We start from the raw sequence: 24,497 nt of genomic DNA on the forward strand, positions 1-24,497 counted from the left end.
AGGGCTATGCTAGGCGGGCCTTGGCTGATTGAAAAACGATCAATCCTGCGTTTAGGCGATAGATTTTCTAAACCATGGAGAGGTAAAAATGGGCGCGGTCCTACCGTTACTGGCATTGCGGGCCTTCACTGAAGCGGCGCGTCTGGGCAGCCTCAAGGCGGCCGCCGAACGGATGGGGGTAACGCCGGGGGCGGTCAGCCAGCAAGTGCGCCTGCTCGAGGAGCGCATGGGCGTGGTGCTGTTCGTGCGCGGCCGGCATGGCGTGCACTTGAGCGAGGCCGGCGCGCGAGTGTATCCGGGGCTGCTTAAAGGCTTCGATCAGATCGAGGCATCGCTGGCATTGCTGGCGCAACTGGCGCCGGGCAAGACTTTGACCATCAGCACTGTGCCGTCTTTTGCGGCGTCCTGGCTGGTGCCGCGTCTGGGGCATTTCAATGCTCTGCATCCGCAGATTGAGGTGCGTGTGGAAGCCTCGGCCAAGCGGGTGGATTTTCAGCGTGAGCGCATTGACGTCGCCCTGCGCCATGGGCTGGGCCAGTATCCGGGGCTGGAGTCGATCCGGCTGATGGCGCCGGTACTGCTGCCGGTGGCCAGCCCCCGGCTACTGGCGCAGGGCCCGGTATTGAAGCGGCCTGCCGATTGTTTGAAGTACCCGTTGCTGCACGATGCCGATCGCGCCGACTGGCAGCTGTGGTTGCAGGCCCATGGCGTTGCTGATGATCCGCGGGCCATGCGTGGGGCCAGTTTCGAGGATGACCTTCTGCTGCTGCGGGCAGCGGCTGCCGGCCAGGGGATCGCCTTGGTGCAGGACACACACGCCGAAGAGGATCTTGCCAGCGGCAAGTTGCAACTGGCCCTCGACAAACCCTGGCCTGCGCGCTTTGCCTACTACCTGGTGTGCCGGGCCGATGCCTTGCAGCGGCCCCAGGTTCAGGCGTTCATAGACTGGATCGCAGCAGAGGCAGCACCGGCTGTCAGGTCTTTGTCCTGACTGTCATCACTGGCACCTTGGGTTGCGGTCAGGTTAGCCACCAGCTTGGCGGAAAGCTCAGGCCCCTGCAGATGAGCGTTGAGGCTGGCCAGGGACTCCAGCTCGGTTTGCTTCTTCATCTGCTCGGCGATCTTGCGTTCGATCTTGTCCTTTTCGGCAGGCGGCAAGGCCTCGAACTCTTCCTTGCTGATGCCCAGTTCGTTCAGCAGCTTGAGCTTGATCTTCTCTGCCGGGCTCAGGGCCATGTAGTCGCGAAATTCCTGGGCGGCGCTCTTGCCGGTTTCGCTGTTGCCGATACTGGCTTGCTCACGCATGTCCACATCCGGGTTCTGCAGCTGCACCTTGAGCTTGGCGAAGGCCTCCTCGCGGGCATCTTCGGCACTTTGCTGCGAGGTGTTGGCATGGCTGTGCTGCTGCCGGTCGGCGCTGCTGATTGGTACGGGCGGGCGGAACTGGGCCTGTTCGGCGGCAGCTGCTTCGGCCACGCCACGGGTCGGGTTGATGGCCAGCGGCTGAGCGCCGACTGCGTTGATGCTACTCACCTGATCACTCTCCTTGATGGATGCAAGTTGACCTTCGGTCAGTGGCAAGTCTTGTGCCAGCTCTTCTGGCAGGGCCAAGAGCTAGTATTTTCGGGGGGTGGCGCTATACGCCAGGGAGGGATGCGGAGCATGCTTTGCCTCGAAGAGGACAACCCTTGCCGTCTGCGGCAAGTCAATTCAAATCGCCGCCGGTGGGCGAAATGAAAAAGGACCCGCTGCGCAGGGCAGCGGGTCAAATCGGCCTCAGCCGCTTCAGTGTCTACAGATGCAGGGCGTGACCCAGGGCACGCAGTGCCGCTTCCTGCACCGCCTCACCCAGGGTCGGGTGAGCGTGGATAGTCCCGGCCACATCTTCAAGACAGGCGCCCATTTCCAGTGACTGGGCAAAGGCGGTGGACAGCTCCGAGACGCCAACGCCAACCGCTTGCCAACCAAGGATCAGGTGGTTGTCACGACGGGCGACCACGCGCACGAACCCGTTTTTCGATTCCAGGGTCATCGCCCGGCCGTTGGCGGCGAACGGGAACTGCGTAACGATGCAGTCCAGGCCCTCCTGCTCGACCTGTTCCGGGGTCTTGCCGACCACCACCAGTTCCGGGTCGGTGAAACACACCGCGGCAATGGCGGCCGGTTCGAAGCGCCGCGACTTGCCGGCAATGATTTCGGCAACCATTTCACCTTGGGCCATGGCCCGGTGGGCGAGCATTGGTTCACCGCTGATATCGCCGATGGCCCAGACGTTGAGCATGCTGGTCTTGCACTGCTCATCAATGGCAACCGCCGAACCGTTCATCTTCAGCGCCAGGCTCTCGAGGTTGAAGCCTTGGGTGCGAGGCTTGCGACCGACCGCGACCAGTACCTGGTCGGTACTCAGTTGCAGCAGTTCGCCCTGCGGATCACGTACCTGCAATGCCTGCTTGTCGGCATCGAAACCTTCGACGCTGTGCTTGAGGTACAGCTTGATCCCCAACTTCTTGATCGACTCGGCCACTGGCGCGGTCAGTTCGCTGTCGTAGGTCGGCAGGATGCGCTCGCGGGCTTCGACCACGCTGACCTCGACGCCGAGCTTGCGGTAGGCGATGCCCAGCTCCAGGCCGATGTAGCCGCCGCCAACCACGGTCAGGTGCTTGGGCAGGGCTTTCGGTGCCAGGGCCTCGGTGGAGGAGATGATCGGGCCGCCAAGTGGCAGCATCGGCAGTTCGACGCTGCTTGAGCCAGTGGCCAGCAGCAGGTGTTCGCACTGGATACGCTGGCCGTCGACCTCGACGTGCTTACCGTCGAGGATCTGCGCCCAGCCATGGATCACCTTGACCCCGTGCTTTTTCAGCAGGGCGGCAACGCCGCTGGTCAGGCGATCGACGATGCCGTCTTTCCAGGCCACGCTCTGGCTGATGTCCAGGCTCGGCGGTGAAACCTTGATGCCCAGGTTCGACTGCTGGCTGTGCAGTTGGGTCTGGTGGAACTGCTCGGCGACATGGATCAGCGCCTTGGACGGAATGCAGCCGATGTTCAGGCAGGTGCCACCCAGGGCCTGGCCTTCGACCAGTACCGTGGGAATGCCCAGCTGGCCGGCGCGAATGGCGGCGACATAACCGCCGGGGCCGCCGCCGATGATCAGCAGGGTAGTGTTGAGCGTCTGTTGCATGGTCACTCCACAAACAGGCTGGCAGGTTGTTCGAGCAGGCCGCGAATGGCCTGGATGAAGAGTGCCGCGTCCATGCCATCGACCACCCGGTGGTCGAACGAGCTGGAGAGGTTCATCATCTTGCGAATGACGATCTGGCCGTTGATGACCATTGGCCGTTCAACCATGCGGTTGACTCCGACAATCGCCACTTCCGGGGTGTTGACCACCGGTGTGGTAACGATGCCGCCGAGGGCGCCAAGGCTGGTCAGGGTGATGGTCGAGCCCGACAGTTCTTCACGGCTGGCCTTGTTGCCGCGGGCGGCATTGGCCAGGCGCACGATCTCGCCGGCGTTGCTCCACAGGCTGCCGGCTTCGGCGTGACGCAGCACCGGTACCATCAGGCCGTTGTCGCCCTGGGTGGCGATGCCGACATGCACCGCGCCGTGGCGGGTGATGACCTGGGCTTCGTCGTCGTAGGTGGCGTTGATCTGCGGGAATTCGCGCAGGGCGACGACCATGGCGCGCACCAGGAACGGCAGCAGGGTCAGCTTGCCGCGGCTGTCGCCCCACTTCTTGTTCAGGTGCTGACGCAGCTCTTCGAGGGCGGTGACGTCGATTTCCTCGACGTAGCTGAAGTGGGCGACGCGACGCTTGGCATCCTGCATGCGCTGGGCAATCTTGCGGCGCAGGCCGATCACCGGGATCTGTTCGCTGTCGTTGCGTTTGGCGTAACCGCCAGGGGCGCTTTGGCTGCGGGTGGTTGGCTGGGCCAGGAACGCGTCGAGGTCGTCGTGAAGGATGCGCCCGGCTGGGCCGCTGCCGTGTACATAGCGCAGCTCGATACCGGCATCCAGGGCGCGCTTGCGTACCGCAGGCGAGGCCAGTGGGCGCTCGTGAGCTTCGCGCGGGACGATAGCGGCGGGCTGGTGTGCTGCGGCTGCGGGTGCTGCAACAGGTGCTGGTGCAGCCGGTTTGGCGGCAGGTTCCGGGGCCTTTGCGGTGATCGCCGGGGCCTCTTCGCGGGGCAAGCCCGCGCCTACGTTGCCGGCGCCTTCGACTTCGATGCGGATCAGCTCGCTGCCCACCGCCATGACTTCACCGGGCTGGCCGCCCAGGGCCAGGACCTTGCCGCTGACCGGCGAAGGGATTTCGACGGTGGCCTTGTCGGTCATGACATCGGCCACGACCTGGTCTTCGGTGACGGTATCGCCGACCTTGACGAACCATTCCACCAGTTCAACTTGTGCGATGCCTTCACCGATATCCGGCATCTTGATGACGTGCGTGCCCATTCAGACCTCCATGACCCGTTTCAATGCCGCGCCCACTCGCGAAGGGCCGGGGAAATACGCCCACTCCTGCGCGTGCGGGTAGGGGGTGTCCCAACCGGTGACGCGTTCGATCGGGGCTTCGAGGTGATGGAAGCAGTGCTCCTGGACCAGTGCGATCAACTCGGCACCAAAACCGCAGGTGCGCGTGGCTTCATGGACCACCACGCAACGGCCGGTCTTCTTCACCGACTCGACGATGGTCTCCAGGTCCAGCGGCCAGAGGCTGCGCAGGTCGATGACTTCGGCGTCGACGCCGGTCTCTTCAGCGGCCACCTGGGATACATACACGGTGGTGCCGTAGGTCAGCACGGTGACGTCCTTGCCCGGGCGGGTGATTGCCGCCTTGTCCAGCGGCACGGTGTAGTAGCCGTCCGGCACGGCGCTGGCCGGGTGTTTCGACCACGGGGTTACCGGGCGGTCGTGGTGGCCGTCGAACGGGCCGTTGTACAGGCGCTTGGGCTCAAGGAAGATCACCGGGTCGTCGTTTTCGATCGAGGCGATCAACAGGCCCTTGGCGTCGTAAGGGTTGGACGGCATCACCGTGCGCAGGCCGCACACCTGGGTGAACATCGCCTCGGGGCTCTGGCTGTGCGTCTGGCCGCCATAGATGCCGCCACCGCAAGGCATGCGCAGGGTCAGCGGGGCGACGAACTCGCCGGCCGAGCGATAGCGCAGGCGGGCCATCTCCGAGACGATCTGGTCGGAGGCCGGGTAGAAGTAGTCGGCGAACTGGATTTCCACCACCGGGCGCAGGCCATAGGCACCCATGCCCACGGCGGTACCGACGATGCCGCTTTCGGAGATCGGCGCATCGAAGACCCGCGACTTGCCGTACTTGGCCTGCAGGCCTTCGGTGCAACGGAATACGCCACCGAAGTAGCCGACGTCCTGGCCATACACCACGACGTTGTCATCGCGCTCTAGCATGATGTCCATGGCCGAGCGCAGGGCCTGGATCATGGTCATGGTGGTGGTCGCCATGGCGGTTTCCAACTGGATTGAAGTGTTGTGATCGTTCATGTCAGATCCCCAGTTCCTGGCGCTGCCGGCGCAAGTGCTCCGGCATCTCCTTATAGACATCCTCGAACATCGACGCCGGGCTCGGCATCTGGCCGCCGGCCAGGGTGCCGTATTGCTCGGCTTCCTTCTGCGCCTTGATGATCTCGGCTTCGAGCTCGGCGCTGACCGCCTGGTGCTCTTCCTCGGACCAGTGACCGATGGCGATCAGGTGTTGTTTGAGGCGGGCGATCGGGTCGCCCAGGGGGAAGTGACTCCAGTCGTCGGCCGGGCGGTACTTGGACGGATCGTCCGACGTCGAGTGCGGGCCGGCGCGGTAGGTGACCCATTCGATCAGCGTCGGGCCCAGGCCGCGACGGGCCCGTTCGGCGGCCCAGCGCGAGGCGGCGTAGACCGCGATGAAGTCGTTGCCGTCGACCCGCAGGGAGGCGATGCCGCAACCCACGCCACGACCGGCGAAGGTGGTCGATTCACCACCGGCGATGGCCTGGAAGGTGGAGATCGCCCACTGGTTGTTGACCACGTTGAGGATCACCGGCGCGCGGTAGACGTGGGCGAAGGTCAACGCGGTGTGGAAGTCCGATTCGGCGGTGGCGCCGTCACCGATCCAGGCCGAGGCGATCTTGGTATCGCCCTTGATGGCCGAGGCCATGGCCCAGCCGACCGCCTGGACGAACTGGGTCGCCAGGTTGCCGCTGATGGTAAAGAAGCCGGCTTCGCGCACCGAGTACATGATTGGCAACTGACGACCCTTGAGCGGGTCGCGCTCGTTGGACAGCAGCTGGCAGATCATCTCCACCAACGACACGTCGCGGGCCATGAGAATGCTTTGCTGGCGGTAGGTGGGGAAGCACATGTCGCTGCGGTTCAGGGCCATGGCCTGACCGCTGCCGATGGCTTCTTCACCCAGGCTCTGCATGTAGAACGACATCTTTTTCTGCCGCTGGGCCACCACCATGCGGCTGTCGAACAGCCGGGTCTTGAGCATGGTGCGCATACCCTGGCGCAGGATCTCGGGGCTGACGTCCTCGGCCCAGGGGCCCAGGGCATTGCCCTTGTCATCCAGCACCCGGATCAGGCTGTAGGAGATGTCCGCGGTATCGGCGGCGTCTACATCGACGGGAGGTTTACGGACCTGGCCGGCATCGTTCAGACGCAGGTAGGAGAAATCAGTCTGGCAGCCTGGCCGGCCTGTAGGCTCGGGCACATGCAAACGCAGGGGGGCGTACTCGTTCATGCTTTTTTACGCTCGCTCTGTCTTGTGTTTTTGTTGAGCTTTGAAGCGGTCGCTACTGACATCTGGCTTGTGACCAGCTAGTCAGTCTTGCCCTACATGATATTCCGGCGCCTGAAGAATATTTTTCTCAAGTTCGTTGCCTTTGCTGCGGCTTGCGGATAAACATTCCTTATAAAGACAAAAAACAGGTGACTTTCTCTCATGCGCAAACTGGATCGTACGGACATCGGCATACTCAACAGCCTCCAGGAAAATGCCCGCATCACCAACGCCGAACTGGCGCGCTCGGTAAACCTCTCGCCGACACCCTGCTTCAACCGGGTCAAGGCCATGGAAGAACTGGGGGTGATTCGCCAGCAGGTGACCTTGTTGGCGCCGGAGGTATTGGGCCTGGATGTGAACGTGTTCATTCATGTCAGCCTGGAGAAGCAGGTCGAGCAATCCCTGCACCGCTTCGAAGAGGAGATTGCCGAACGCCCGGAGGTCATGGAGTGCTACCTGATGACCGGCGATCCGGACTACCTGCTGCGCGTTCTGCTGCCAAGCATCCAGGCCCTGGAGCGCTTTCTCGATTACCTCACCCGTTTGCCGGGGGTGGCCAACATCCGTTCGAGTTTTGCCTTGAAGCAGGTGCGCTACAAGACCGCCTTGCCGCTACCGGCGAATGGCCTGACCCTGCCGGGGACCGTGTAGCCAGGCGCCCATAACGCGCTGGCTTGGAACTTGCTTTGGCGCTAGGCGCGGCTCGCGGTGTCGGCTTTTTGGCTGTTCGGCGCGGGTGTCCTGTCTATTTGTCGGTGGTGCCTGAATTCCTATGCTTACGTCGAACCCGCTGGTCAGCGTTGTTATTCCCGCCTATAAGTCTGACTACTTCGAGGTAGCGCTGCAGAGCGCCTGTAACCAGACGTACGAAAATCTCGAGATCGTGATCTGCGACGATAATCGCAGCGGTGCGATCGCGGCGATCGTCGAGCGTTATCGCGACAGCAGCCGGGTACCGATTCATTACATCTACAACGAGCAGCCGCTTGGTGAGATCCCCAATGCCGTCGCCTGTGTCGAGGCGGCGCGTGGCAAGTACATCAAGACCCTGCACGATGACGACGAGCTGTTGCCCGATTGCGTTGCCACGCTGGTCGAGGTCATGGAGCGCGATCCCTCGATCGCCCTGGCATCCTCGCGACGGCTGGTGATCAACGAGAAAGGTGAAATCACCCCGCCGAAATTGCCGTACATGTTCCCCTTCGCTGACGATGTGGTGATCGATGGGCCGCAACTGGTCGCGTTCCTGGCGCGCTACCCGCTCAACTTCATCGGTGAGCCGAGCTGCATGCTGTGCCGACGCGAGGATCTGCTGGCATTCGGCGACCAGGTGATGTCGCTGCAGGGGAAACTGATCGTCGGCTTCGGTGACATGGCGATGGCGGCGCGCTTGTTCCAGCGGGGCAACCTGGCCTTGCTGGAGCGGCCATTGACCCGCTATCGGGTGTCGCAACAGCAGTTCAGTCGGGTCAATTGGGCCCAATTGGAGGCTGGCCAGGGGCAGAAGGACTTTACCCGCAGCGTCTATGAGCTGGGCTGGGCTGATCCTTCAGGCGGTGTGATGGTTGATGTGGCACCGCTGCAACCCGGCTCGCTGTTCCAGCCGGTCAACCTCATGAAGATGATCATCGATAACTCGATCCGTGTGCAAACGGCGCTGTTCACTGCCCACTGGATGGACGGGCGTGTGCTGGGTGCTGAACACCGCCGGTTGCTTGCCGAGCATTTGCAGGGCCGGGCACAGCAGCCGAACATCGGCATTATTGTCCTCGACCCTGACGCTGACCGCCAGGCGCTGCAGCTTACGCTTGACAGCCTGTATCGCCAGGATTCGGCCTATACCCCTCAGGTCATGGTGCTCAGTGCCGACCCGCAAGTGCAGGCTGGGCCTTCGTCTTGCACGTTGATGCAACTGCAGCCGCACGCACTGGCCGCCCAGCTCAACCAGTTACTTGAGCAAAGCCGCTGTGATTGGGTGCTGCTGGCCCGGGCAGGGGAGGAATTTACCGCCGCCGGCCTCACTTGCGTCGCCCTCGAGCTGCCGGGCGCTGCAGCCTGTGCGGCGGTGTTCGCAGATTACGCCGTGCGTGATGCCAAGGGGCAGGTCAGCGTAGGGTTGCGGCCGGGCTTCAACCTGGACTTTTTGCTCAGCAATCCTTCGGTGATGGCCGGCCACTGGCTGTTCAGCCGAGAGGCACTGCTGGCCTGTGGCGGCTTTAGCGAAGGCTTCGCTGGGGCGATGGAGTTCGAGCTGATTCTGCGCCTGGTCAACCAGCATGGCATCAATGGCTTCGGGCACATTCCAGAACCGCTGTTGTTCAGCCGGCCGCCCGTTATTGAGGCCAATACCGGGCACTTGGCAATCACGCAGCACCTGGATGCGCGTGGCTACAGTGATGCCCAGGTGGCGGCGTTCGGTGAGGGCCGCTTTGCCATTGATTATGGGCATGCGCACCAGCCCCTGGTATCGATCGTGGTCGTCGCCAACAGCGATCTGGCGGCACTGGAGCGCTGCCTCACCAGCGTGCTGGAGCATACGCAGTACCCGCACTACGAATTGCTGGTGGTTGAGTGCGGTGACGCGCCGCAGGAGGTCAGCCAGTGGTTGCAGGATGTCGAACAGTTCACCCCGGGGCAATTGCGCATCGTGCGTGCCGAAAGCCTGTGCACTGCCAGTGCGGCAAGGAACCTCGGTGCCGAGCACGCCTCGGGCGAGTTGCTGTTGTTCTTCTCCAGCCAATCGGCGGTGATCGAGGGGCAATGGTTGCAGCACCTGCTCAATCACGGTTTGCGCCCGGAAGTGGCAGTGGTCGGCGGCAAGGGTTTTTCGGCGGATGGCAAAATTTCCCACGCCGGTTTGCTTCCCGGGGTGTTTTCCGGGGCCGGCCGGGTGTTTGCCGGTGACAGCGGCGAAGCGTCCGGTTACCTCGGTCGTCTGCAGCTGGACCAGAACTACAGCGCGGTGACACAGGATTGCCTGTTGGTGCGTACGGCCTTGTTTGCCGAGGCGGGCGGCTTCGATGCGTCGGCTTTCGCCGACGAAGGCGCCGATGTCGACCTGTGCCTGCGCCTGGGGCAGCATGGCTATCTGACGGTGTGGGCAGCGCGCTGCCTGTACATGAACACTGCCGAGCTCGCGCCGTTTGCCGGCACGACCCAGCGTGCACTGTGTGAGCGCTGGCTGGCGAAGCTTGCCCGCGACCCGGCCTGCAACGGCAATGTTTCGCTGGATGATCGCAGCGCCAGCATGCTCGGCTCGCTGGCCTTGAACTGGCGGCCGTTGTTCAGCCTCGGCGCGCCGGTCGTTCTGGCCCATGTCGATCAGCAAAGCTACAGCGCCTGGGATCGTCTGGGCCAGCCGCTGCACCGCCATCAACAACTGGCAACGATTCAGACCGCTCAGGTTGGAACCCTGCCCGGGGCTGTCGAGCTCGAACGCTTTGGTGCCCAGGTGATCGTCATGCACGGGCGTGCAGAGCCGGCCAAGCTCCAGGCGCTGCGCAGCATCAAGGCGTACTCCAGCGCTGCCCGGGTCTACGAGCTGGATGTGCTGCCCGAGTCCCGTGAAGACATGCAGTTGCTGCGTGAAATGCTGGCTGAGGTCGACCGGGTGGTGGTGGCGACTTCGATGATGGCCGAGGTCGGGCGGCATCTGCATGCAGATGTGCGCTTGATCGAAAGTCGTCTGGACCCTGAGCAGTGGCTGCTGCCGGAACCTGCGGCGCAGCGTCCGGCGCGGCCGCGGGTGGGTTGGTTTGGGGCGCCGGCGGAGGCGGACGATCTTGCCTCGATTGCCGAGGTGATCGAGGCCCTGTCGGCAGAGGTCGACTGGGTCATGTATGGCTGCTGTCCGCCCGCGCTGCGTGCGCATATCAAGGAGCTTCATCCCGTTGTTGCGCCAGCACAGCGTGCCCAGGCGCTGGCCCGCCTCAATCTGGATCTGGCCCTGGCACCTTTGCGGGCGAGCCTGGGCAGCGAGTTCAAGGGCCCTGAGCGTCTCTTGGAGTATGGTGCCTGCGGCTTCCCGGTGGTCTGCAGTGACATGCCTGGCTATCGCACGACGTTGCCGGTCACTCGCGTCAACAACAGTCCCGCTGACTGGGTACAGGCCATCCGTGCGCAGTTGGCTGACCGCTCCGCATTGCGCCAGGCGGGTCTGCAATTGCGGGCGGCGGTGCAGCGTGAGTGGATGCTTGACCAGGGGACTTTGGATGCATGGCGCAGCGCCTGGCTCGGCGACTGAGGCTTGTCTCTACAGGGCAATGCCAATGGCATTGCCCTGGTGTGAGTGCTTGATATTTTTAACACCCCGAGACTATGTTGAGGGGTCGCCGTTCGCGGCTTGTTAAAGATAACAAGGACCAAGTCATGACGAGCAATGGCCAACGTTCTCTCGCCGAGCGATTGACGGGCATTGATGAAATCGAGTGCATTACCCCGGACCTCAATGGCGTTGCTCGCGGCAAGGTGATGACCGCCGAAGGCTTTCTCGAAGGTCGCCGCCTGCAGATGGCCCGCGGCGTTCTGCTGCAATGCATCATGGGCGGTTACCCGGCGGCGCGCTTCTATGGCAGCGACGACGGCGACCTGGCGCTGGTGGCCGATCCACACCATATTTATCGCCTGCCCTGGAGCGATGAGCCCCGGGCCCTGGCGATTTGTGATGCGCTAGAGCTCAGTGGTGAAAGCTCGGGCTTGTCCACTCGCGGCCTGCTCAAGGCCGTGCTCGCCCGTTACGCTGCCCGTGGCCTGGCGCCAGTGGTGGCGACGGAGCTCGAGTTCTTTGTCTTCGCCCCCAACAGCGATCCCAGCCAGCCGTTTCAGCCGCCGCTGGGCAAGGATGGTCGCCGCGAGCAAGGTCATTCGGCGTTCAGCGTCAGTTCCAACAACGGCTTGCGACCGTTTTTCAACGAGGTCTATCGCTGCATGGCCGCCCTGGGCTTGCCGCGCGATACCTTCATGCACGAGATGGGCGTCAGTCAGTTCGAGATCAACCTGCTGCACGGCGACCCGCTGCTGCTGGCCGACCAGACCCTGCTGTTCAAGCACCTGCTCAAGGAAGTTGCGCTCAAGCATGGCCTGACCGTGGTGTGCATGGCCAAGCCGCTGGCGCACACGCCGGGCAGTTCCATGCACATTCACCAGAGCGTGGTCGAGGTGGCGGGCGGCGGCAATGTGTTCAGCGATGCACAGGGCAAACCGACGCCGGCCTTCTATCACTTCATCGGCGGCCAGCAGGCGTGCCTGGCGGATTTCACCGCCTTGTTCGCGCCGAACGTGAACTCCTATCAGCGCCTGTGTCACCCCTATGCCTCGCCCAACAATGCCTGCTGGTCCGAAGACAACCGCGCTGCCGGCCTGCGCATCCCGGCCAGCTCGGCGGAGGCGCGACGGGTCGAGAATCGCTTGCCGGGCGCTGACGCCAACCCGTACCTGGCGATCGCCGCAAGCCTGGCGGCGGGCCTGCACGGTATCGAGCGGCAGCTCGAACCCGCCCCGGCTATCCAGGGCGAGTTCGAGGTGCCGGATCAATTGAGCCTGCCATGTACCTTGCATGCGGCCCTGGAGCGTCTGAAGCGTAGCGACTTGGCGCGGGAACTGTTCGGCAAGGAGTTCATCGAAGGCTACATCGCCACCAAGACGCTGGAGTTGAGCAGTTTCCTCGATGAGATCACCCCGTGGGAGCGCCGCGTACTGGCCGCCCAGGCATAGCATCAAGGCAGGTGGCGGACATTTTTCGAAAACGCTCTGCCACCTGTTTTTTTATGCTCGCCGACGGCAAGGCGGTTTTTTTCACTTATGCTTTCAAGCAGTTTTTCCATCCGCTCAAGGAGCCAATCGGGACGCTGATGCGACAGATCTGGAAGTCTTTTCGCGCGCTGTATTTCGCGGCGCTGATGATGTTGATCGGCTCCGGCTTGTTGAGTACCTACCTGGCCCTGCGCCTGGCTGCCGATCATGTCGACAGCCTCTGGGTCGGTGCACTGATGGCCGCCAACTATTTCGGCCTGGCCCTGGGCGGCAAGATCGGCCACCGGCTGATTGCCCGGGTCGGGCATATCCGTGCCTACGCTACCTGCGCCGGTATCGTCGGGGCGGCGGTGCTCGGCCATGGTCTGGTCAGCTGGTTGCCGGCCTGGGTGGTACTGCGGGTCATCGTCGGCCTGGGGATGATGTGCCAGTACATGGTCATCGAGAGCTGGCTTAACGAGCAGGCTGACGCCAAACAGCGTGGTGCGGTGTTCAGTGGCTACATGATCGCATCGTATCTGGGGCTGGTGCTCGGCCAGTTGATTCTGGTGGCGCACCCGCAGCTGGGCCTTGAGCTGCTGATGCTGGTGGCCATGTGTTTTGCCCTGTGCCTGGTGCCGGTGGCGCTCACTCGGCGGATTCACCCGGCGCCGCTGCGGCCTGCGCCGATGGAGCCGCGCTTCTTTATCAAGCGTGTGCCGCAGTCGCTGAGTACGGTGCTCGGTGCCGGGCTCATTGTCGGTTCCTTCTATGGCCTGGCACCGTTGTATGCAGCCAAGCAGGGGTTGAGTACCGAGCAGGTCGGTCTGTTCATGGGCTGCTGTATTTTTGCCGGGCTGCTGGTGCAGTGGCCGCTGGGCTGGTTGTCCGATCGCTACGACCGCGCCGTGCTGATTCGCAGTGTTGCGGTGGGCCTGGCGATTGTCGCCTTGCCGCTGGCGATCATGCCCAGCGTGCCGCTGGAGGTGCTGTTCGTAGTCGGCTTTGCCGTGTCATTGCTGCAGTTCTGCCTGTACCCGCTGGCGGTGGCGTTCTCCAACGACCACGTCGAGAGCGAGCGACGGGTTTCGCTGACGGCAATGCTGCTGGTGACCTATGGCGTAGGCGCGAGTATCGGGCCGCTGGTGGCCGGGGTGCTGATGAAGGTGCTGGGCAACCAGATGCTCTATGCCTTCTTCGTCTTCTTCGCCCTGGTGCTGGTCTGGCGCATCCGTCCGAAAGCGGTTACCGGCCTGCACCAGGTCGACGACGCGCCGCTGCATCACGTGGCCATGCCGGCGGCCGGTTCGCCATTGTCGGCAGCGCTGGACCCACGGGTTGACGAGCAGGTGGTGCAGGATCAGATGCAGACGCCGGTGGCAGCAGAGGATACCGAGGCGGAGGAGGGGGCTGAAATGGAAGTTGAGGCTGACGCGGTCAAGCCTGCGCAGGTGTGATGCCATCGCGGGTCAAGCCCGCTCCCACACGGGGGAGCAGGCTTGACCCGCGATAGGGGTCGACTCAGTAGTCGTCTTTATCGAAGCGCCGCGCTTCACGCTGCAACTGATAGACAAAGGTTTCAATCTTGCGCTGCATCTGCCCGTTGAGGTTGTGAAAGCGTACGCCAGCGAAGGTGGCGTTGATACGCTCTTCGAAGTGCAAGTGGCGCAGTTCCACCTCAACCTGAGACAAGCCCAGCGGCACACCGGTGGCGAACTTTTCGTAGACCTGGCCCAGTTGCAGGCGCTCTTCGACATTGCCTTCGAAGCGCAACTTGCAGCCGGTGGCAGAAATGTCCAGCAGTTTGCCGCGCAGGGCACCATTGCCCTTGAGCTTGTCGCCGTCGAGGACAACATCCACTAGCTGGGTAAGCTTGAGTGCCGCGCGAAAGGCATTGCGGCGCTGGTGATAGGCCACTTCGCTGGGCAGGGTGCCGCGGTAGCTGCGATGGCCGTCGGCCTCGACAATGCTCAGTGGGGTGTTGCACTCCCAGGCGATGCGCACACCATCATGAAAGCCTTCGACGCGAAACGGTTCGCCATTCTGCAGGTAGCGTTCGCCGTCACGGGGGATCATTTCATCAAGGGCCAGGCGATTGCCTTCGCGGTCGACTTCGACCACATAGCTTTGAAAACGCTGGCTGCGTTCGTGGAAGGTGATGATCAGCGGGTCATGGCTCTCTTGCAGCGACCGCAAGTTGGCGGCAATTTCCAAAGGGGTAGTCAGCACCTTCGGAGGCTGCGGAGCTTCTGCTTCATTGAACACGGTTAATCAATCTCCAGGCAAAAACGTCACACGCAAGCTACGGCATTTTGCCAGTATGTTCCGTGCCTTGATACAGGGAATCAAGCCTGGCTGAGTGCCTGTGGCTTGGCAAGGGGAGAGGTTGACCCACGGCTGTCGTAAAGCGACGGTGTTTCGCCGCCCATGAGGATTTTGATCTGGTTGGCCGTGGTGCTCTGCTGGAGCAGGATGGCGCGGCCGTTGCGCTCATTGACTGCCTGGCAGTCGCCCAGCAATTTGCCCAGTGCGTCCAGTTGTTGCAGCAGCAGTTCACCCAGAGGCGACTGGCTGGCCAGTTGGGCAACACCCTCGCGGTCCTGGGAAAGGCCCAGGCTGGCCAGCAGCTCGCTGCGTCGGCGGCCTTGCTGATCGAGCTGGATCACCAGCGACTGTTTGCGCGCCAGGATGTTTTCCAGCAGCGGCATGTCGCGACCGTGCAGGGCAGCGGCTTCGGTTTGCAGTAACTCGAGCAGATCTTGCGCTGGAGCAATATCGCTCTCGATCAGTTGCAGCAGAGTGGTGTCGTGCATGGCTGGCTCTTTGGTTCAAGCGTCCTGAAGTCAGCGCGCCAGGGGCTAGCGCTGGGCTTCGAAATTAAGCAGTTTGCTGGCGACGCGGTTGCTGTCGACCTGGTAGCTGCCGTCGGCGATAGCCTGTTTCAACTCGGCCACCCGGGCGCTGTTGACAATCGGCTGGTCGCGCAGCTTGTCGCTGACCTTTTGCAACTGCTGGGCCTCGTGGCTCAGGTGTACGGTTTCCCCGCTGGCGCTGTGCTCAACGGCGCTGCCGGCCTTGGCCGAAGCCGTGCTGGCAGTACTTTCCTGGCTGCTGCCAGTGCGCACGCCGCCGGCAACCGACGGGGAGTTATTCAAACGACTGAAGTCGATGACCATGATCAGAAAACCTCTGGGTATTTGGACGCTTGCCTTGTTTTCGGCCAACCCGAAAGAAACTTTAGGCGCAAATGCACGGCGGCCTGCGCGGCCAGTTCTGGGCACCCAATGGGACACAGTTTAGGAAAAGCAGTTCCTGATCGCCAGTGTTGTTCCTGATTCAAGTACTTACATGGCCACTTCCACCTGGCCCGGGCCGGTCACCCTGGCCTTGACCACCCGTTTGGAGTTGAGGTTGCGCACCCGGATCTGTTCGCTCAGGCCGCCCTTGCTCAGGGCTTCGCCGGGCATGCGCACGGCCAGGCTGCCGCTGCGCGCGGTAATCACCACCTGATCACCCTTGCGCACCACCTCGGCCTGCTCCAGGTGCTGGGGGGTGAGTACCTGGTCCATGACCGTTGGTCGGATAACCTTGAGCCCGACTGCCTGGTCGAGGTTGCCGAGAAAACCCTGGTTGAGCATGCCTACATCGCGCTCGCGCAGGGCTACGTCCTGTTCACCGACAATGCTGTCGCGCTTGAGCGGGCGGACCACGGTCACGACATTGCGAAACAGGCGTACCTGGGCGGGCACGAACACCGTCCACGGTGAGCTGCCGTCGCAGCGAACCCGCACGGTGACACGGCCCAATGGCTGCGCCGGGCTCTCCAGCGAGGCGCCCAGTTGCTGGTCGCACAGCGGCATGCGCAGGCGCGGGTCGAGGTTGTTGACCTGGATCTCGTAGCGGCCCTCGGTCTGGCTGGTGGCCAGATAGTCTTCTACGGTGAATTCAAGAAACCCCTGGGTGACACCGATAAGCTGTTCAGGCAAGGTGAAAGCGTCAGCCAGAGTTCGAACGCCAGGGGCCAGCAGGCACAGCGCAGCAAGGAAGCCGGGCAGGTGGCGGGTCAGGCGTCGGAAAAATGTCGTTTTCGTGTTCATACGATTAAAAAAAGCAAAGCGCGTGCCGACTGGGTACGAAGCTCGAAGCGTTTGGTGAAGGAGTCTGGCATGGCTGGTGTAATGGATTCGGTGAACCAGCGCACGCAACTGGTAGGGCAGAACCGCCTGGAGCTGCTGTTGTTTCGCCTCAATGGCGAGCAGCTCTACGGCATCAACGTGTTCAAGGTGCGGGAAGTGTTGCAATGCCCGAACCTGACGGTGATGCCCAAGTCCAGCCCGGTAGTGCGCGGGGTCGCGAATATTCGTGGGGCAACCATCCCGATCCTCGATCTGGCGATGGCGACCGGGATGCCCGGTCTGAGTGAAGAAACAAGCAAGAGCTTCGTCATCATCACCGAGTACAACACCAAGACCCAGGGGTTTCTGGTGCATTCGGTGGAGCGCATCGTCAACATGAACTGGGAGGAGATCCATCCGCCACCCAAGGGCACCGGGCGCGATCACTACCTGACGGCAGTGACCCGGGTCGACAACAAGATGGTCGAAATTATCGACGTGGAGAAAATCCTCGCCGAAGTGGCGCCGACCTCCGAGGCGATTTCCGCCGGTGTGGTCGATGCCGAGGTGCAGGACAAGGCGGTGATGCTGCGGGTGCTGACGGTCGATGACTCGTCGGTGGCGCGCAAGCAGGTCAGCCGTTGCCTGCAGACCGTCGGCGTCGAGGTGGTGGCGCTCAACGATGGCCGCCAGGCGCTCGACTACCTGCGCAAGCTGGTCGACGAGGGCAAGCGTCCGGAAGAAGAGTTCCTGATGATGATCTCCGATATCGAGATGCCGGAGATGGACGGCTACACCCTGACCGCCGAGATTCGCAGCGACCCGCGCATGCAAAAGTTGCACATCATCCTGCATACTTCGCTGTCCGGGGTGTTCAACCAGGCGATGGTCAAGAAGGTCGGTGCCGATGACTTCCTGGCCAAATTCCGGCCGGACGACCTCGCCCAGCGCGTTGTTGATCGGATCAAGGCCACGCACTAACGGCCAGGGGCGATCGCCCCTGGCGGTACATACGATTTAAGAGGCGGCATCATTGTCTACGGGTAATTTGGATTTCGAACAGTTCCGGGTCTTCCTGGAAAAAGCCTGTGGCATCCTGCTGGGCGAAAATAAGCAATACCTGGTCTCCAGCCGTCTCAACAAGCTGATGGAGCAGCAGGGCATCAAGTCCCTGAGCGAACTGGTGCAACGGATCCAGAGCCAGCCGCGCAGTGGCTTGCGCGAGCAGGTGGTCGATGCCATGACCACCAACGAAACCCTCTGGTTTCGCGACACCTATCCGTTTGAAGTGCTCAAGAACAAGGTATTGCCCGAGCAGATCAAGGCCAACCCCGGTCAGCGCCTGCGCATCTGGTCGGCGGCCTGCTCGTCGGGGCAGGAGCCGTATTCCATCTCCATGGCCATCGACGAGTTCGAGCGCAGCAATATCGGCCAGTTGAAGATGGGGGCGCAGATCGTTGCCACCGACCTGTCCGGCTCGATGCTGACCAACTGCAAGACCGGCGAGTACGACAGCCTGGCGATTGCCCGCGGCCTGTCCCAGGAGCGCCTGCAGCGCTACTTCGACGTCAAGGGGCCGGGGCGCTGGGCGATCAAGGCGCCGATCCGCAGCCGTGTCGAATTTCGCTCGTTCAACCTGCTCGACAGCTACGCGAGCCTGGGCAAATTCGACATCGTGTTCTGCCGCAACGTGCTGATCTACTTCTCGGCCCAGGTCAAGAAGGACATCCTCCTGCGCATTCATGGCACGCTCAAGCCGGGTGGCTACCTGTTCCTTGGCGCTTCCGAGGCGCTCAATGGCTTGCCGGATCATTACCAGATGGTCCAGTGCAGCCCGGGGATCATTTATCAGGCCAAATAGGCCTTAGCGGCAAGCCACAAGCTTCAAGCGGCAAGAAAGAGCAGATCGTGCACCGCCTGGCTTGTTCTTGCCGCTTGAAGCTTGCCGCTTGCCGCTCTTTTGCCACTTTTCTGGCATTGCCGCCAGCGGCAAACGCCTCAAAGCCCCGTATTTACGGGGTTTTGTTTTTTGGCATGGCTCTTGCTCTAGCTCAGTCAACGAAAAACCTTCGAAGGTTTCCCCGACATGAGCATCAGCTTCGACAAAGCGCTCGGCATCCACGAAAAGGCATTGGGCTTTCGCGCCCAGCGCGCCGAGGTGCTGGCCAACAACATCGCCAACGCCGACACGCCGAACTACAAGGCGCGCGACATGGACTTCGCTTCGGTCCTGGCGGCCCAGGCCGAGCAGACCAGCAAGGGCCATTTCTCGCTGGATCGTACCAACGCCCGGCACATCGAGGCCGAAGGCCTGAGCATGGGTGACGAGTCCCTGCAGTACCGTACGCCGATGCAACCGTCGATCGACCAGAACACCGTCGATGCCCAGCTCGAGCAATCGAGCTACGCGGAAAACGCCGTGGGCTTCCAGGCCAGCTTCACGCTGCTCAACAGTAAATTCAAAGGGCTGGTATCGGCCCTGCGCGGAGAGTAAGTCATGTCCCTCGCCAGTGTCTTCAACATTGCCGGTAGCGGCATGAGCGCCCAGACCACGCGTCTGAACACCGTCGCTTCGAACATCGCCAACGCCGAGACCGTCTCGTCGAGCATCGACCAGACCTACCGCGCCCGTCATCCGGTATTCGCCACCACCTTCCAGCAGGCCCAGGCCGGTGTCAGCCAATCGCTGTTCCAGGACCAGGACGCTGCAGGGCAGGGCGTGCAGGTGCTTGGCGTGGTCGAAGACCAGAGCAACCTCGAGGCGCGCTACGAGCCGAATCATCCGGCGGCGAACAAGGACGGCTATGTCTACTACCCGAACGTCAACGTGGTGGAAGAAATGGCTGACATGATCTCCGCCAGCCGCTCGTTCCAGACCAATGCCGAGCTGATGAACACGGCTAAAACCATGATGCAGAAGGTCCTGACCCTGGGTCAGTGATAAAGGACTAAGCCAATGGCTACTACCGTCAAAGACAGCACGCTCAGCCTGAACGACGTCATCAAGTCTTCCGGCAAGAAGACCACTGAGACCAGTTCCCTGGGCAGCACCGTCGCCGCCAAGGCCGGCAACAAGCAAACCCTGGGCAAGGATGCGTTCCTGCAGCTGCTGGTTACCCAGATGCAGCACCAGAACCCGCTCGACCCGCAGGACAACAGTGAATTCGTCGCCCAGCTGGCGCAGTTCAGTAGCCTGGAAGGCATTACCAGCCTGAACGAGTCGGTCAATGCGATCACCGGCAACTACAAGTCGTCCCAGGCCCTGCAGGCCTCGTCGCTGGTCGGCCGTTCGGTCATCACCCAGAGCGACAAGGCGGTGGTCGACACCACCAAGAGCTTCACCGGCTCCGTGGTGGTGCCACAGAGCATCAGTGCCGCGACCATCACCATCACCGACAAGGATGGCAAGGTGGTCAAGACCCTGCAGATGGGCGAAACCAAGGCGGGCAACGCCGAGTTCATCTGGGACGGTACCAACGACGCGGGCCAGAAAGTCGACCCGGGCACCTACAGCTTTGCCGCCAAGACCAAGGTCGAGGGCAAGCAGGTGGAGATGTACACCTTGCTGCCGGCCACGGTCAGCAGCGTCACTATCAGTCAGACGGGTGGCGAGCTGATGCTCAACCTCGCCGGCCTGGGCAGCGTTGCCCTGTCCAAAGTCCAAACCATCGGTATATAGAGCCGGCTAACGCGGCACAAGGAGTGGAAAGATGTCTTTCAATATCGGCCTTAGCGGTCTCTATGCAGCCAACAAGCAACTGGACGTGACCGGCAACAACATCGCCAACGTTGCCACCACCGGCTTCAAATCGTCCCGTGCCGAGTTCGCTGACGCCTATTCGGCGAGCAAGCTCGGTGTCGGCAGCAAGACCGTCGGTAACGGCGTGACCCTGGCAGCGGTGTCGCAGCAGTTTGGCCAGGGTGATGTCAACAACACCGGCAACGTGCTGGACATGGGTATCCAGGGGCAGGGCTTTTTCGTCCTCAGCGACAATGGCTCGCTGAGCTACACCCGTGCCGGTGCGTTCCAGACCAACAAGGACAACTACGTTGTCACCGCGGACGGTATCCGCCTGCAGGGTTACGCCGCTGACTCCACCGGCAAGATTGCCAAGGGCGTGCTGACCGATCTGAAGATCGACACCTCGGCGCTGGCGCCGAAGTCGACCACGCTGATCGACCAGGGTATCAACCTGAACTCGTCGGCATCGCCGATTCCGTTGACCAAGCCTGATCCGAGCAACCCGGCTGCCACTATCCCCAACGCGCCGTTCAACCCGACTGACGAAAGCACCTACACCAAGTCGTTCCCGACCAAGGTCTACGACAGTCAGGGTAACGAGCACGTCATGGAGCAGTACTACCGCAAGACCGACACCAACGAGTGGACCATGTACACCCTGGTCGACGGTCGCAACCCCTACGATCCGGCCAGCGCCACGCCACTGACCGGCACCATGAGCTTCAACTCCGATGGCAGCATCAAGGCCATGTCCACCAGTGCCGCCGGTGTGCCGACCACGCCGCCAGGTCAGTACGAGTTCAGTGTGGCCAACAACACCTTCACCATGAAGGGCTGGATTCCGGCGGTGTATAACAAGACTACCAATACGTGGGGTCCTAACGGTTCGAGCGGCAACCCGGATGGCATGCGTCTGTCGATGAACAGCACCACCTCCTACAACACCGAGACGGCGCGGATGTCCCAGTCCCAGGACGGCTATGCCACCGGCATTCTCTCCAGCCTGAGCATCGACTCCACCGGTGTAATGTTCGCCAGCTTCAGCAACCAGCAGTCTCGCGCCATTGGCCAGGTGGCCATCGCCAGCTTCGCCAACGAGCAGGGCCTGGAGCAGATGGGCGGTACGCGCTGGAAAGAAACCTTCGCCTCGGGCATTCCGGGTATCGATGCGCCGACCACTGGCACCCTGGGCGCGATCAAGTCCAACGCGCTGGAGGCCTCGAACGTCAACCTGACCAACGAGCTGGTCGAGCTGATCAAGGCGCAGAGCAACTACCAGGCCAACGCCAAAACCATCTCCACCCAGAGCACCATCATGCAGACCATCATTCAGATGACCTGATTCGGGTGGCGTGAGTTGAGTATGGACAGACCCCTTTCTCGGAAGGGGTCTGTCGTTTCAAGGGTAAGGATCATGCTGCGACGTTTAAGTGTTGCCTTGCTGCTTGCGGGAGTGCTGGGCGCTCAGGCCTGGGCCGACATGGCGCCCTGGTATCGCTGGGAAAGCCAGGCCGACGGTCGCCTGGTGTGCGCGCAGTTTTCCCCGGGGCCGGGCTGGAAGCTGTTTGCCGGGCCGTTCAACAATGCCGGTTGCCGTGACTACTGAAACTTGCCGCTAGCGGCAAACCGGCGCCGTATTTTCGACGGCGCTTCTCTCGCGGTTCTCTTCGTGCGCCGCTCAAGCCCTTGTCTGCCGGGCGTTTTCCGTTGTTTGTAAAAGTTGGTTTGAAACTTGCTACAGGCACTGCAGAGCAGCGGCGGACGGCAAGTGTTCGCCAGCGCAGCGGAGGATGACTGTGGACAAGATGCTATACGTGGCCATGACCGGCGCCAGCCAGAACGCGCTGGCGCAAAAGGCCCATGCCAACAACCTGGCGAACATTTCCACCAGCGGTTTTCAGCGCGACCTGGAGCAGGCGCGTTCGATGCCGGTGTTTGGTGACAGCTTTCCGGCGCGGGCCTATGCCATGACCGAGCGCCCGGCCACCGATTTTAGCCCGGGCTCGATGCAGGAGACCGGTCGCGACCTGGATATCGCCATCGGCGGTGACGGTTTTATCGCCGTGCAGGCCCCTGATGGCAGTGAAGCCTATGTGCGCACCGCCAGCCTGAACATTGACGGTCTGGGCGTGCTGCGGGCCGGCAACGGCATGCCGGTGATGGGCAACGGCGGTCCGATTGCCGTGCCGCCAGAGCAGAAGGTCGAGGTCGGCCAGGACGGCACCATCAGTATTCGCGCCATGGGTGAAGGCCCGCGGGTGATGGCCGAGGTCGACCGCATCAAGCTGGTCAACCCGGACCTGAAGAACATGACCAAGGGCCTGGACGGCATGATCCATACCAAGAACGGCCAGCCTGCCGCTGCCGATGCCAACGTCCAGGTGGTCTCCGGTTTCCTGGAGTCAAGCAACGTCAATGCGGTCGAGGAAATGACCTCGGTGCTGGCGCTGTCCCGTCAATTCGAATTGCACGTCAAGATGATGACCACGGCCAAGGAAGGCGACGAAGCCATGGCTCGGGTTTTGCAAATCGGCTAATTACACAGACGTAGCGCCGTAAAACAGGCGCGCGAGGAGAACAGCATGCTTCCGGCTCTTTGGGTCAGTAAAACCGGTTTGTCCGCCCAGGACACCAACCTGACCACCATTTCCAACAACCTGGCCAACGTTTCGACCACCGGCTTCAAGCGTGATCGTGCCGAGTTCCAGGATCTGCTCTACCAGATCAAGCGTCAGCCGGGTGCCCAGTCGACCCAGGACAGCGAACTGCCGTCGGGCCTGCAAGTCGGTACCGGTGTGCGCATCGTCGGCACCCAGAAGAACTTCAGCACCGGCAGCCTGCAGACCACCGAGAACCCGCTGGACATGGCGGTCAATGGCCGTGGCTTCTTCCAGATTTTGCAGCCGGACGGCACTGTTTCGTACACCCGTGACGGTACCTTCCACCTGAACTCCGATGGCCAGATCGTCACGGCCAACGGCTTTGCCCTGGAGCCTGCGATCGTCGTGCCGCCCGAGGCGCAGACCTTCACCGTCGGCCAGGACGGCACCGTGTCGATCACCACTGCCGGCAACCCGGCGGCGCAGATCATCGGCAACATCCAGACCGCCGACTTCATCAACCCGGCCGGCCTGCAGGCCATGGGCAGCAACCTGTTCCTGGAAACCGCCGCCAGCGGCGCGCCGCAAATCGGTACCCCGGGCCTCAACGGTTTTGGCGTGGTGCAGCAGCAGACCCTGGAAAACTCCAACGTCAGCACCGTGGAAGAGCTGGTCAACATGATCACTACCCAGCGTGCCTACGAAATGAACTCCAAGGTCATCTCCACCGCCGACCAGATGCTCTCGTACGTTACCCAGAACCTGTAAGTGAAGTCTTCGAGGTCGCTTGAACGGCGCCTGTTACACCGTGAGGTCAGAGTCATGAGTCGTTTGTTTTGCATACTAGCCCTGAGTGGGGTCGCCTTGCTGGCCGGTTGCGTCGCGCCGACGCCCAAGCCCAACGATCCCTACTACGCGCCGGTATTGCCGCGCACGCCATTGCCGGCGGCGGCCAACAACGGCTCGATCTACCAGGCCGGTTTCGAACAGAACCTGTACAGCGACCGCAAGGCTTTCCGGGTCGGTGACATCATCACTATCACCCTCAACGAGCGCACCCAGGCGAGCAAGAATGCCAACTCGCAGATCGACAAGAACAGCAAGGCCGAACTCGGTCTGACCTCGTTGTTCGGCAGCAGCGTGACCACCAACAATCCGTTTGGTGATGGCGACCTCAGCCTCAGCGCCGGCTACAGCGGCGACCGCTCAACCAAGGGTGATAGCAAGGCGGCCCAGGGCAACACCCTGACCGGTTCGATCACCGTCACCGTTGCCGACGTGCTGCCCAACGGCATCATTGCCGTGCGCGGCGAGAAGTGGCTGACCCTCAACACCGGCGACGAGCTGGTGCGCATCGCCGGGATGATCCGTGCCGATGACATTGCCACCGACAACACCGTGCCTTCGACCCGTGTTGCCGATGCGCGCATTACCTACTCGGGCACCGGCTCGTTCGCCGATGCCAGCCAGCCGGGTTGGCTTGACCGGTTCTTCATCAGCCCGCTTTGGCCTTTCTAGGTTCG

The 24,497-nt window shown here is 62.2% G+C and carries 24 protein-coding genes; 15 read left to right on the plus strand and 9 right to left on the minus strand.

Translation table 11 applies throughout. The features are described 5' to 3' along the window. Positions 1-88 precede the first annotated feature (88 nt). Positions 89-991 carry a LysR substrate-binding domain-containing protein gene (locus tag KHO53_RS17880; RefSeq protein WP_213570570.1) on the plus strand — a complete coding sequence of 301 codons (903 nt, stop codon included), beginning with the start codon at positions 89-91 and terminating at the stop codon, positions 989-991. Here KHO53_RS17880 and KHO53_RS17885 read toward each other — a convergent pair. The 5 genes from KHO53_RS17885 to KHO53_RS17905 all read right to left on the minus strand — a co-directional run bounded on the left by KHO53_RS17885 (position 931) and on the right by KHO53_RS17905 (position 6,745). Next, entirely contained in the window at positions 931-1,533 is a 603-nt protein-coding gene (locus KHO53_RS17885) for a hypothetical protein (RefSeq protein WP_213570571.1), read from the minus strand. The genes KHO53_RS17880 and KHO53_RS17885 overlap by 61 nt on opposite strands. Positions 1,534-1,792: 259 nt before the next feature. After that, positions 1,793-3,178 (minus strand): dihydrolipoyl dehydrogenase, encoded by a 1,386-nt coding sequence (lpdA, locus tag KHO53_RS17890; protein WP_100783125.1) that lies wholly within the window; start codon positions 3,176-3,178, stop codon positions 1,793-1,795. Positions 3,179-3,180: 2 nt separating this feature from the next. Further along, the gene (locus tag KHO53_RS17895) at positions 3,181-4,452 is read right to left on the minus strand and encodes a dihydrolipoamide acetyltransferase family protein (protein WP_100783124.1); all 1,272 of its coding nucleotides are present in this window, start codon (positions 4,450-4,452) and stop codon (positions 3,181-3,183) included. Next, positions 4,453-5,511: an alpha-ketoacid dehydrogenase subunit beta gene (locus tag KHO53_RS17900; RefSeq protein WP_010224942.1), complete on the minus strand. Its 1,059-nt coding sequence runs from the start codon at positions 5,509-5,511 to the stop codon at positions 4,453-4,455. Position 5,512: 1 nt separating this feature from the next. After that, positions 5,513-6,745: a 3-methyl-2-oxobutanoate dehydrogenase (2-methylpropanoyl-transferring) subunit alpha gene (locus KHO53_RS17905; protein ID WP_010224945.1), complete on the minus strand. Its 1,233-nt coding sequence runs from the start codon at positions 6,743-6,745 to the stop codon at positions 5,513-5,515. A 201-nt stretch (positions 6,746-6,946) separates the two neighbouring features. On the opposite strand from KHO53_RS17905, the gene bkdR reads away from it, so the two are divergent. The 4 genes from bkdR (at position 6,947) to KHO53_RS17925 (ending at position 13,974) form a co-directional block, all read left to right on the plus strand. After that, a complete protein-coding gene (gene bkdR / locus KHO53_RS17910) occupies positions 6,947-7,438 on the plus strand; it encodes a Bkd operon transcriptional regulator BkdR (RefSeq protein ID WP_010224946.1) in 492 nt (163 codons plus the stop codon). A gap of 121 nt (positions 7,439-7,559) precedes the next feature. Beyond that, on the plus strand, positions 7,560-11,030 hold the full coding sequence (locus tag KHO53_RS17915; RefSeq protein ID WP_213570572.1) for a glycosyltransferase: 3,471 nt from the start codon (positions 7,560-7,562) through the stop codon (positions 11,028-11,030). 227 nt (positions 11,031-11,257) lie between these two features. Further along, positions 11,258-12,499, plus strand: a complete 1,242-nt coding sequence (locus KHO53_RS17920) for a glutamine synthetase family protein (protein WP_174242322.1) — start codon at positions 11,258-11,260, stop codon at positions 12,497-12,499. A 137-nt stretch (positions 12,500-12,636) separates the two neighbouring features. After that, a complete protein-coding gene (locus KHO53_RS17925) occupies positions 12,637-13,974 on the plus strand; it encodes an MFS transporter (protein ID WP_213570573.1) in 1,338 nt (445 codons plus the stop codon). A 64-nt stretch (positions 13,975-14,038) separates the two neighbouring features. Here KHO53_RS17925 and KHO53_RS17930 read toward each other — a convergent pair whose 3' ends face one another. From KHO53_RS17930 to flgA, 4 genes are all read right to left on the minus strand, one after another. Beyond that, complete coding sequence (locus KHO53_RS17930; protein ID WP_010224950.1) at positions 14,039-14,782, minus strand: flagellar brake protein; 744 nt, start codon at positions 14,780-14,782, stop codon at positions 14,039-14,041. An 80-nt stretch (positions 14,783-14,862) separates the two neighbouring features. Then, entirely contained in the window at positions 14,863-15,330 is a 468-nt protein-coding gene (locus tag KHO53_RS17935; protein WP_010224951.1) for a flagella synthesis protein FlgN, read from the minus strand. A 45-nt stretch (positions 15,331-15,375) separates the two neighbouring features. Next, positions 15,376-15,693, minus strand: coding sequence for a flagellar biosynthesis anti-sigma factor FlgM (flgM, locus tag KHO53_RS17940; RefSeq protein ID WP_010224952.1), 318 nt, complete (start codon positions 15,691-15,693; stop codon positions 15,376-15,378). A 168-nt stretch (positions 15,694-15,861) separates the two neighbouring features. After that, positions 15,862-16,614 carry a flagellar basal body P-ring formation chaperone FlgA gene (flgA, locus tag KHO53_RS17945; protein ID WP_010224954.1) on the minus strand — a complete coding sequence of 251 codons (753 nt, stop codon included), beginning with the start codon at positions 16,612-16,614 and terminating at the stop codon, positions 15,862-15,864. 69 nt (positions 16,615-16,683) lie between these two features. Between flgA and KHO53_RS17950 the strand changes: the two genes are divergently transcribed. The 10 genes from KHO53_RS17950 (at position 16,684) to flgH (ending at position 24,492) form a co-directional block, all read left to right on the plus strand. Further along, on the plus strand, positions 16,684-17,613 hold the full coding sequence (locus tag KHO53_RS17950; RefSeq protein ID WP_010224956.1) for a chemotaxis protein CheV: 930 nt from the start codon (positions 16,684-16,686) through the stop codon (positions 17,611-17,613). Between the two features lie 52 nt (positions 17,614-17,665). Beyond that, complete coding sequence (gene cheR, locus KHO53_RS17955) at positions 17,666-18,493, plus strand: protein-glutamate O-methyltransferase CheR (RefSeq protein ID WP_010224957.1); 828 nt, start codon at positions 17,666-17,668, stop codon at positions 18,491-18,493. Between the two features lie 225 nt (positions 18,494-18,718). Continuing rightward, positions 18,719-19,126, plus strand: a complete 408-nt coding sequence (gene flgB, locus KHO53_RS17960) for a flagellar basal body rod protein FlgB (RefSeq protein ID WP_010224959.1) — start codon at positions 18,719-18,721, stop codon at positions 19,124-19,126. A 3-nt stretch (positions 19,127-19,129) separates the two neighbouring features. Further along, positions 19,130-19,573 (plus strand): flagellar basal body rod protein FlgC, encoded by a 444-nt coding sequence (flgC, locus tag KHO53_RS17965; protein WP_010224960.1) that lies wholly within the window; start codon positions 19,130-19,132, stop codon positions 19,571-19,573. Between the two features lie 15 nt (positions 19,574-19,588). Further along, the gene (gene flgD / locus KHO53_RS17970) at positions 19,589-20,311 is read left to right on the plus strand and encodes a flagellar hook assembly protein FlgD (RefSeq protein WP_010224961.1); all 723 of its coding nucleotides are present in this window, start codon (positions 19,589-19,591) and stop codon (positions 20,309-20,311) included. A 31-nt stretch (positions 20,312-20,342) separates the two neighbouring features. After that, entirely contained in the window at positions 20,343-21,716 is a 1,374-nt protein-coding gene (gene flgE, locus KHO53_RS17975) for a flagellar hook protein FlgE (RefSeq protein ID WP_010224962.1), read from the plus strand. Between the two features lie 72 nt (positions 21,717-21,788). After that, entirely contained in the window at positions 21,789-21,980 is a 192-nt protein-coding gene (locus KHO53_RS17980; protein WP_010224963.1) for a hypothetical protein, read from the plus strand. A 190-nt stretch (positions 21,981-22,170) separates the two neighbouring features. Next, positions 22,171-22,911, plus strand: coding sequence for a flagellar basal body rod protein FlgF (locus KHO53_RS17985; RefSeq protein WP_010224966.1), 741 nt, complete (start codon positions 22,171-22,173; stop codon positions 22,909-22,911). Between the two features lie 45 nt (positions 22,912-22,956). Continuing rightward, positions 22,957-23,742 (plus strand): flagellar basal-body rod protein FlgG, encoded by a 786-nt coding sequence (gene flgG / locus KHO53_RS17990; RefSeq protein ID WP_010224968.1) that lies wholly within the window; start codon positions 22,957-22,959, stop codon positions 23,740-23,742. A 54-nt stretch (positions 23,743-23,796) separates the two neighbouring features. Next, a complete protein-coding gene (gene flgH / locus KHO53_RS17995) occupies positions 23,797-24,492 on the plus strand; it encodes a flagellar basal body L-ring protein FlgH (protein WP_010224969.1) in 696 nt (231 codons plus the stop codon). Positions 24,493-24,497 lie beyond the last annotated feature (5 nt).

Origin of the sequence: Pseudomonas sp. RC2C2 (assembly GCF_018390435.1) — a bacterium.
GTDB lineage: Bacteria > Pseudomonadota > Gammaproteobacteria > Pseudomonadales > Pseudomonadaceae > Aquipseudomonas > Aquipseudomonas donghuensis.

Bases quoted from the DNA above. Each gene is read 5' to 3' on its own strand.
- KHO53_RS17900 (WP_010224942.1), bottom strand. From the start codon at position 5,511: ATGAACGATCACAACACTTCAATCCAGTTGGAAACCGCCATGGCGACC.
- flgH (WP_010224969.1), top strand. From the start codon at position 23,797: ATGAGTCGTTTGTTTTGCATACTAGCCCTGAGTGGGGTCGCCTTGCTG.
- flgE (WP_010224962.1), top strand. From the start codon at position 20,343: ATGTCTTTCAATATCGGCCTTAGCGGTCTCTATGCAGCCAACAAGCAA.
- flgC (WP_010224960.1), top strand. From the start codon at position 19,130: ATGTCCCTCGCCAGTGTCTTCAACATTGCCGGTAGCGGCATGAGCGCC.
- KHO53_RS17980 (WP_010224963.1), top strand. From the start codon at position 21,789: ATGCTGCGACGTTTAAGTGTTGCCTTGCTGCTTGCGGGAGTGCTGGGC.
- KHO53_RS17950 (WP_010224956.1), top strand. From the start codon at position 16,684: ATGGCTGGTGTAATGGATTCGGTGAACCAGCGCACGCAACTGGTAGGG.
- KHO53_RS17880 (WP_213570570.1), top strand. From the start codon at position 89: ATGGGCGCGGTCCTACCGTTACTGGCATTGCGGGCCTTCACTGAAGCG.
- KHO53_RS17915 (WP_213570572.1), top strand. From the start codon at position 7,560: ATGCTTACGTCGAACCCGCTGGTCAGCGTTGTTATTCCCGCCTATAAG.
- KHO53_RS17905 (WP_010224945.1), bottom strand. From the start codon at position 6,745: ATGAACGAGTACGCCCCCCTGCGTTTGCATGTGCCCGAGCCTACAGGC.
- flgA (WP_010224954.1), bottom strand. From the start codon at position 16,614: ATGAACACGAAAACGACATTTTTCCGACGCCTGACCCGCCACCTGCCC.
- KHO53_RS17925 (WP_213570573.1), top strand. From the start codon at position 12,637: ATGCGACAGATCTGGAAGTCTTTTCGCGCGCTGTATTTCGCGGCGCTG.
- flgM (WP_010224952.1), bottom strand. From the start codon at position 15,693: ATGGTCATCGACTTCAGTCGTTTGAATAACTCCCCGTCGGTTGCCGGC.
- KHO53_RS17935 (WP_010224951.1), bottom strand. From the start codon at position 15,330: ATGCACGACACCACTCTGCTGCAACTGATCGAGAGCGATATTGCTCCA.
- flgD (WP_010224961.1), top strand. From the start codon at position 19,589: ATGGCTACTACCGTCAAAGACAGCACGCTCAGCCTGAACGACGTCATC.
- KHO53_RS17920 (WP_174242322.1), top strand. From the start codon at position 11,258: ATGACCGCCGAAGGCTTTCTCGAAGGTCGCCGCCTGCAGATGGCCCGC.
- KHO53_RS17895 (WP_100783124.1), bottom strand. From the start codon at position 4,452: ATGGGCACGCACGTCATCAAGATGCCGGATATCGGTGAAGGCATCGCA.
- flgG (WP_010224968.1), top strand. From the start codon at position 22,957: ATGCTTCCGGCTCTTTGGGTCAGTAAAACCGGTTTGTCCGCCCAGGAC.
- bkdR (WP_010224946.1), top strand. From the start codon at position 6,947: ATGCGCAAACTGGATCGTACGGACATCGGCATACTCAACAGCCTCCAG.
- lpdA (WP_100783125.1), bottom strand. From the start codon at position 3,178: ATGCAACAGACGCTCAACACTACCCTGCTGATCATCGGCGGCGGCCCC.
- flgB (WP_010224959.1), top strand. From the start codon at position 18,719: ATGAGCATCAGCTTCGACAAAGCGCTCGGCATCCACGAAAAGGCATTG.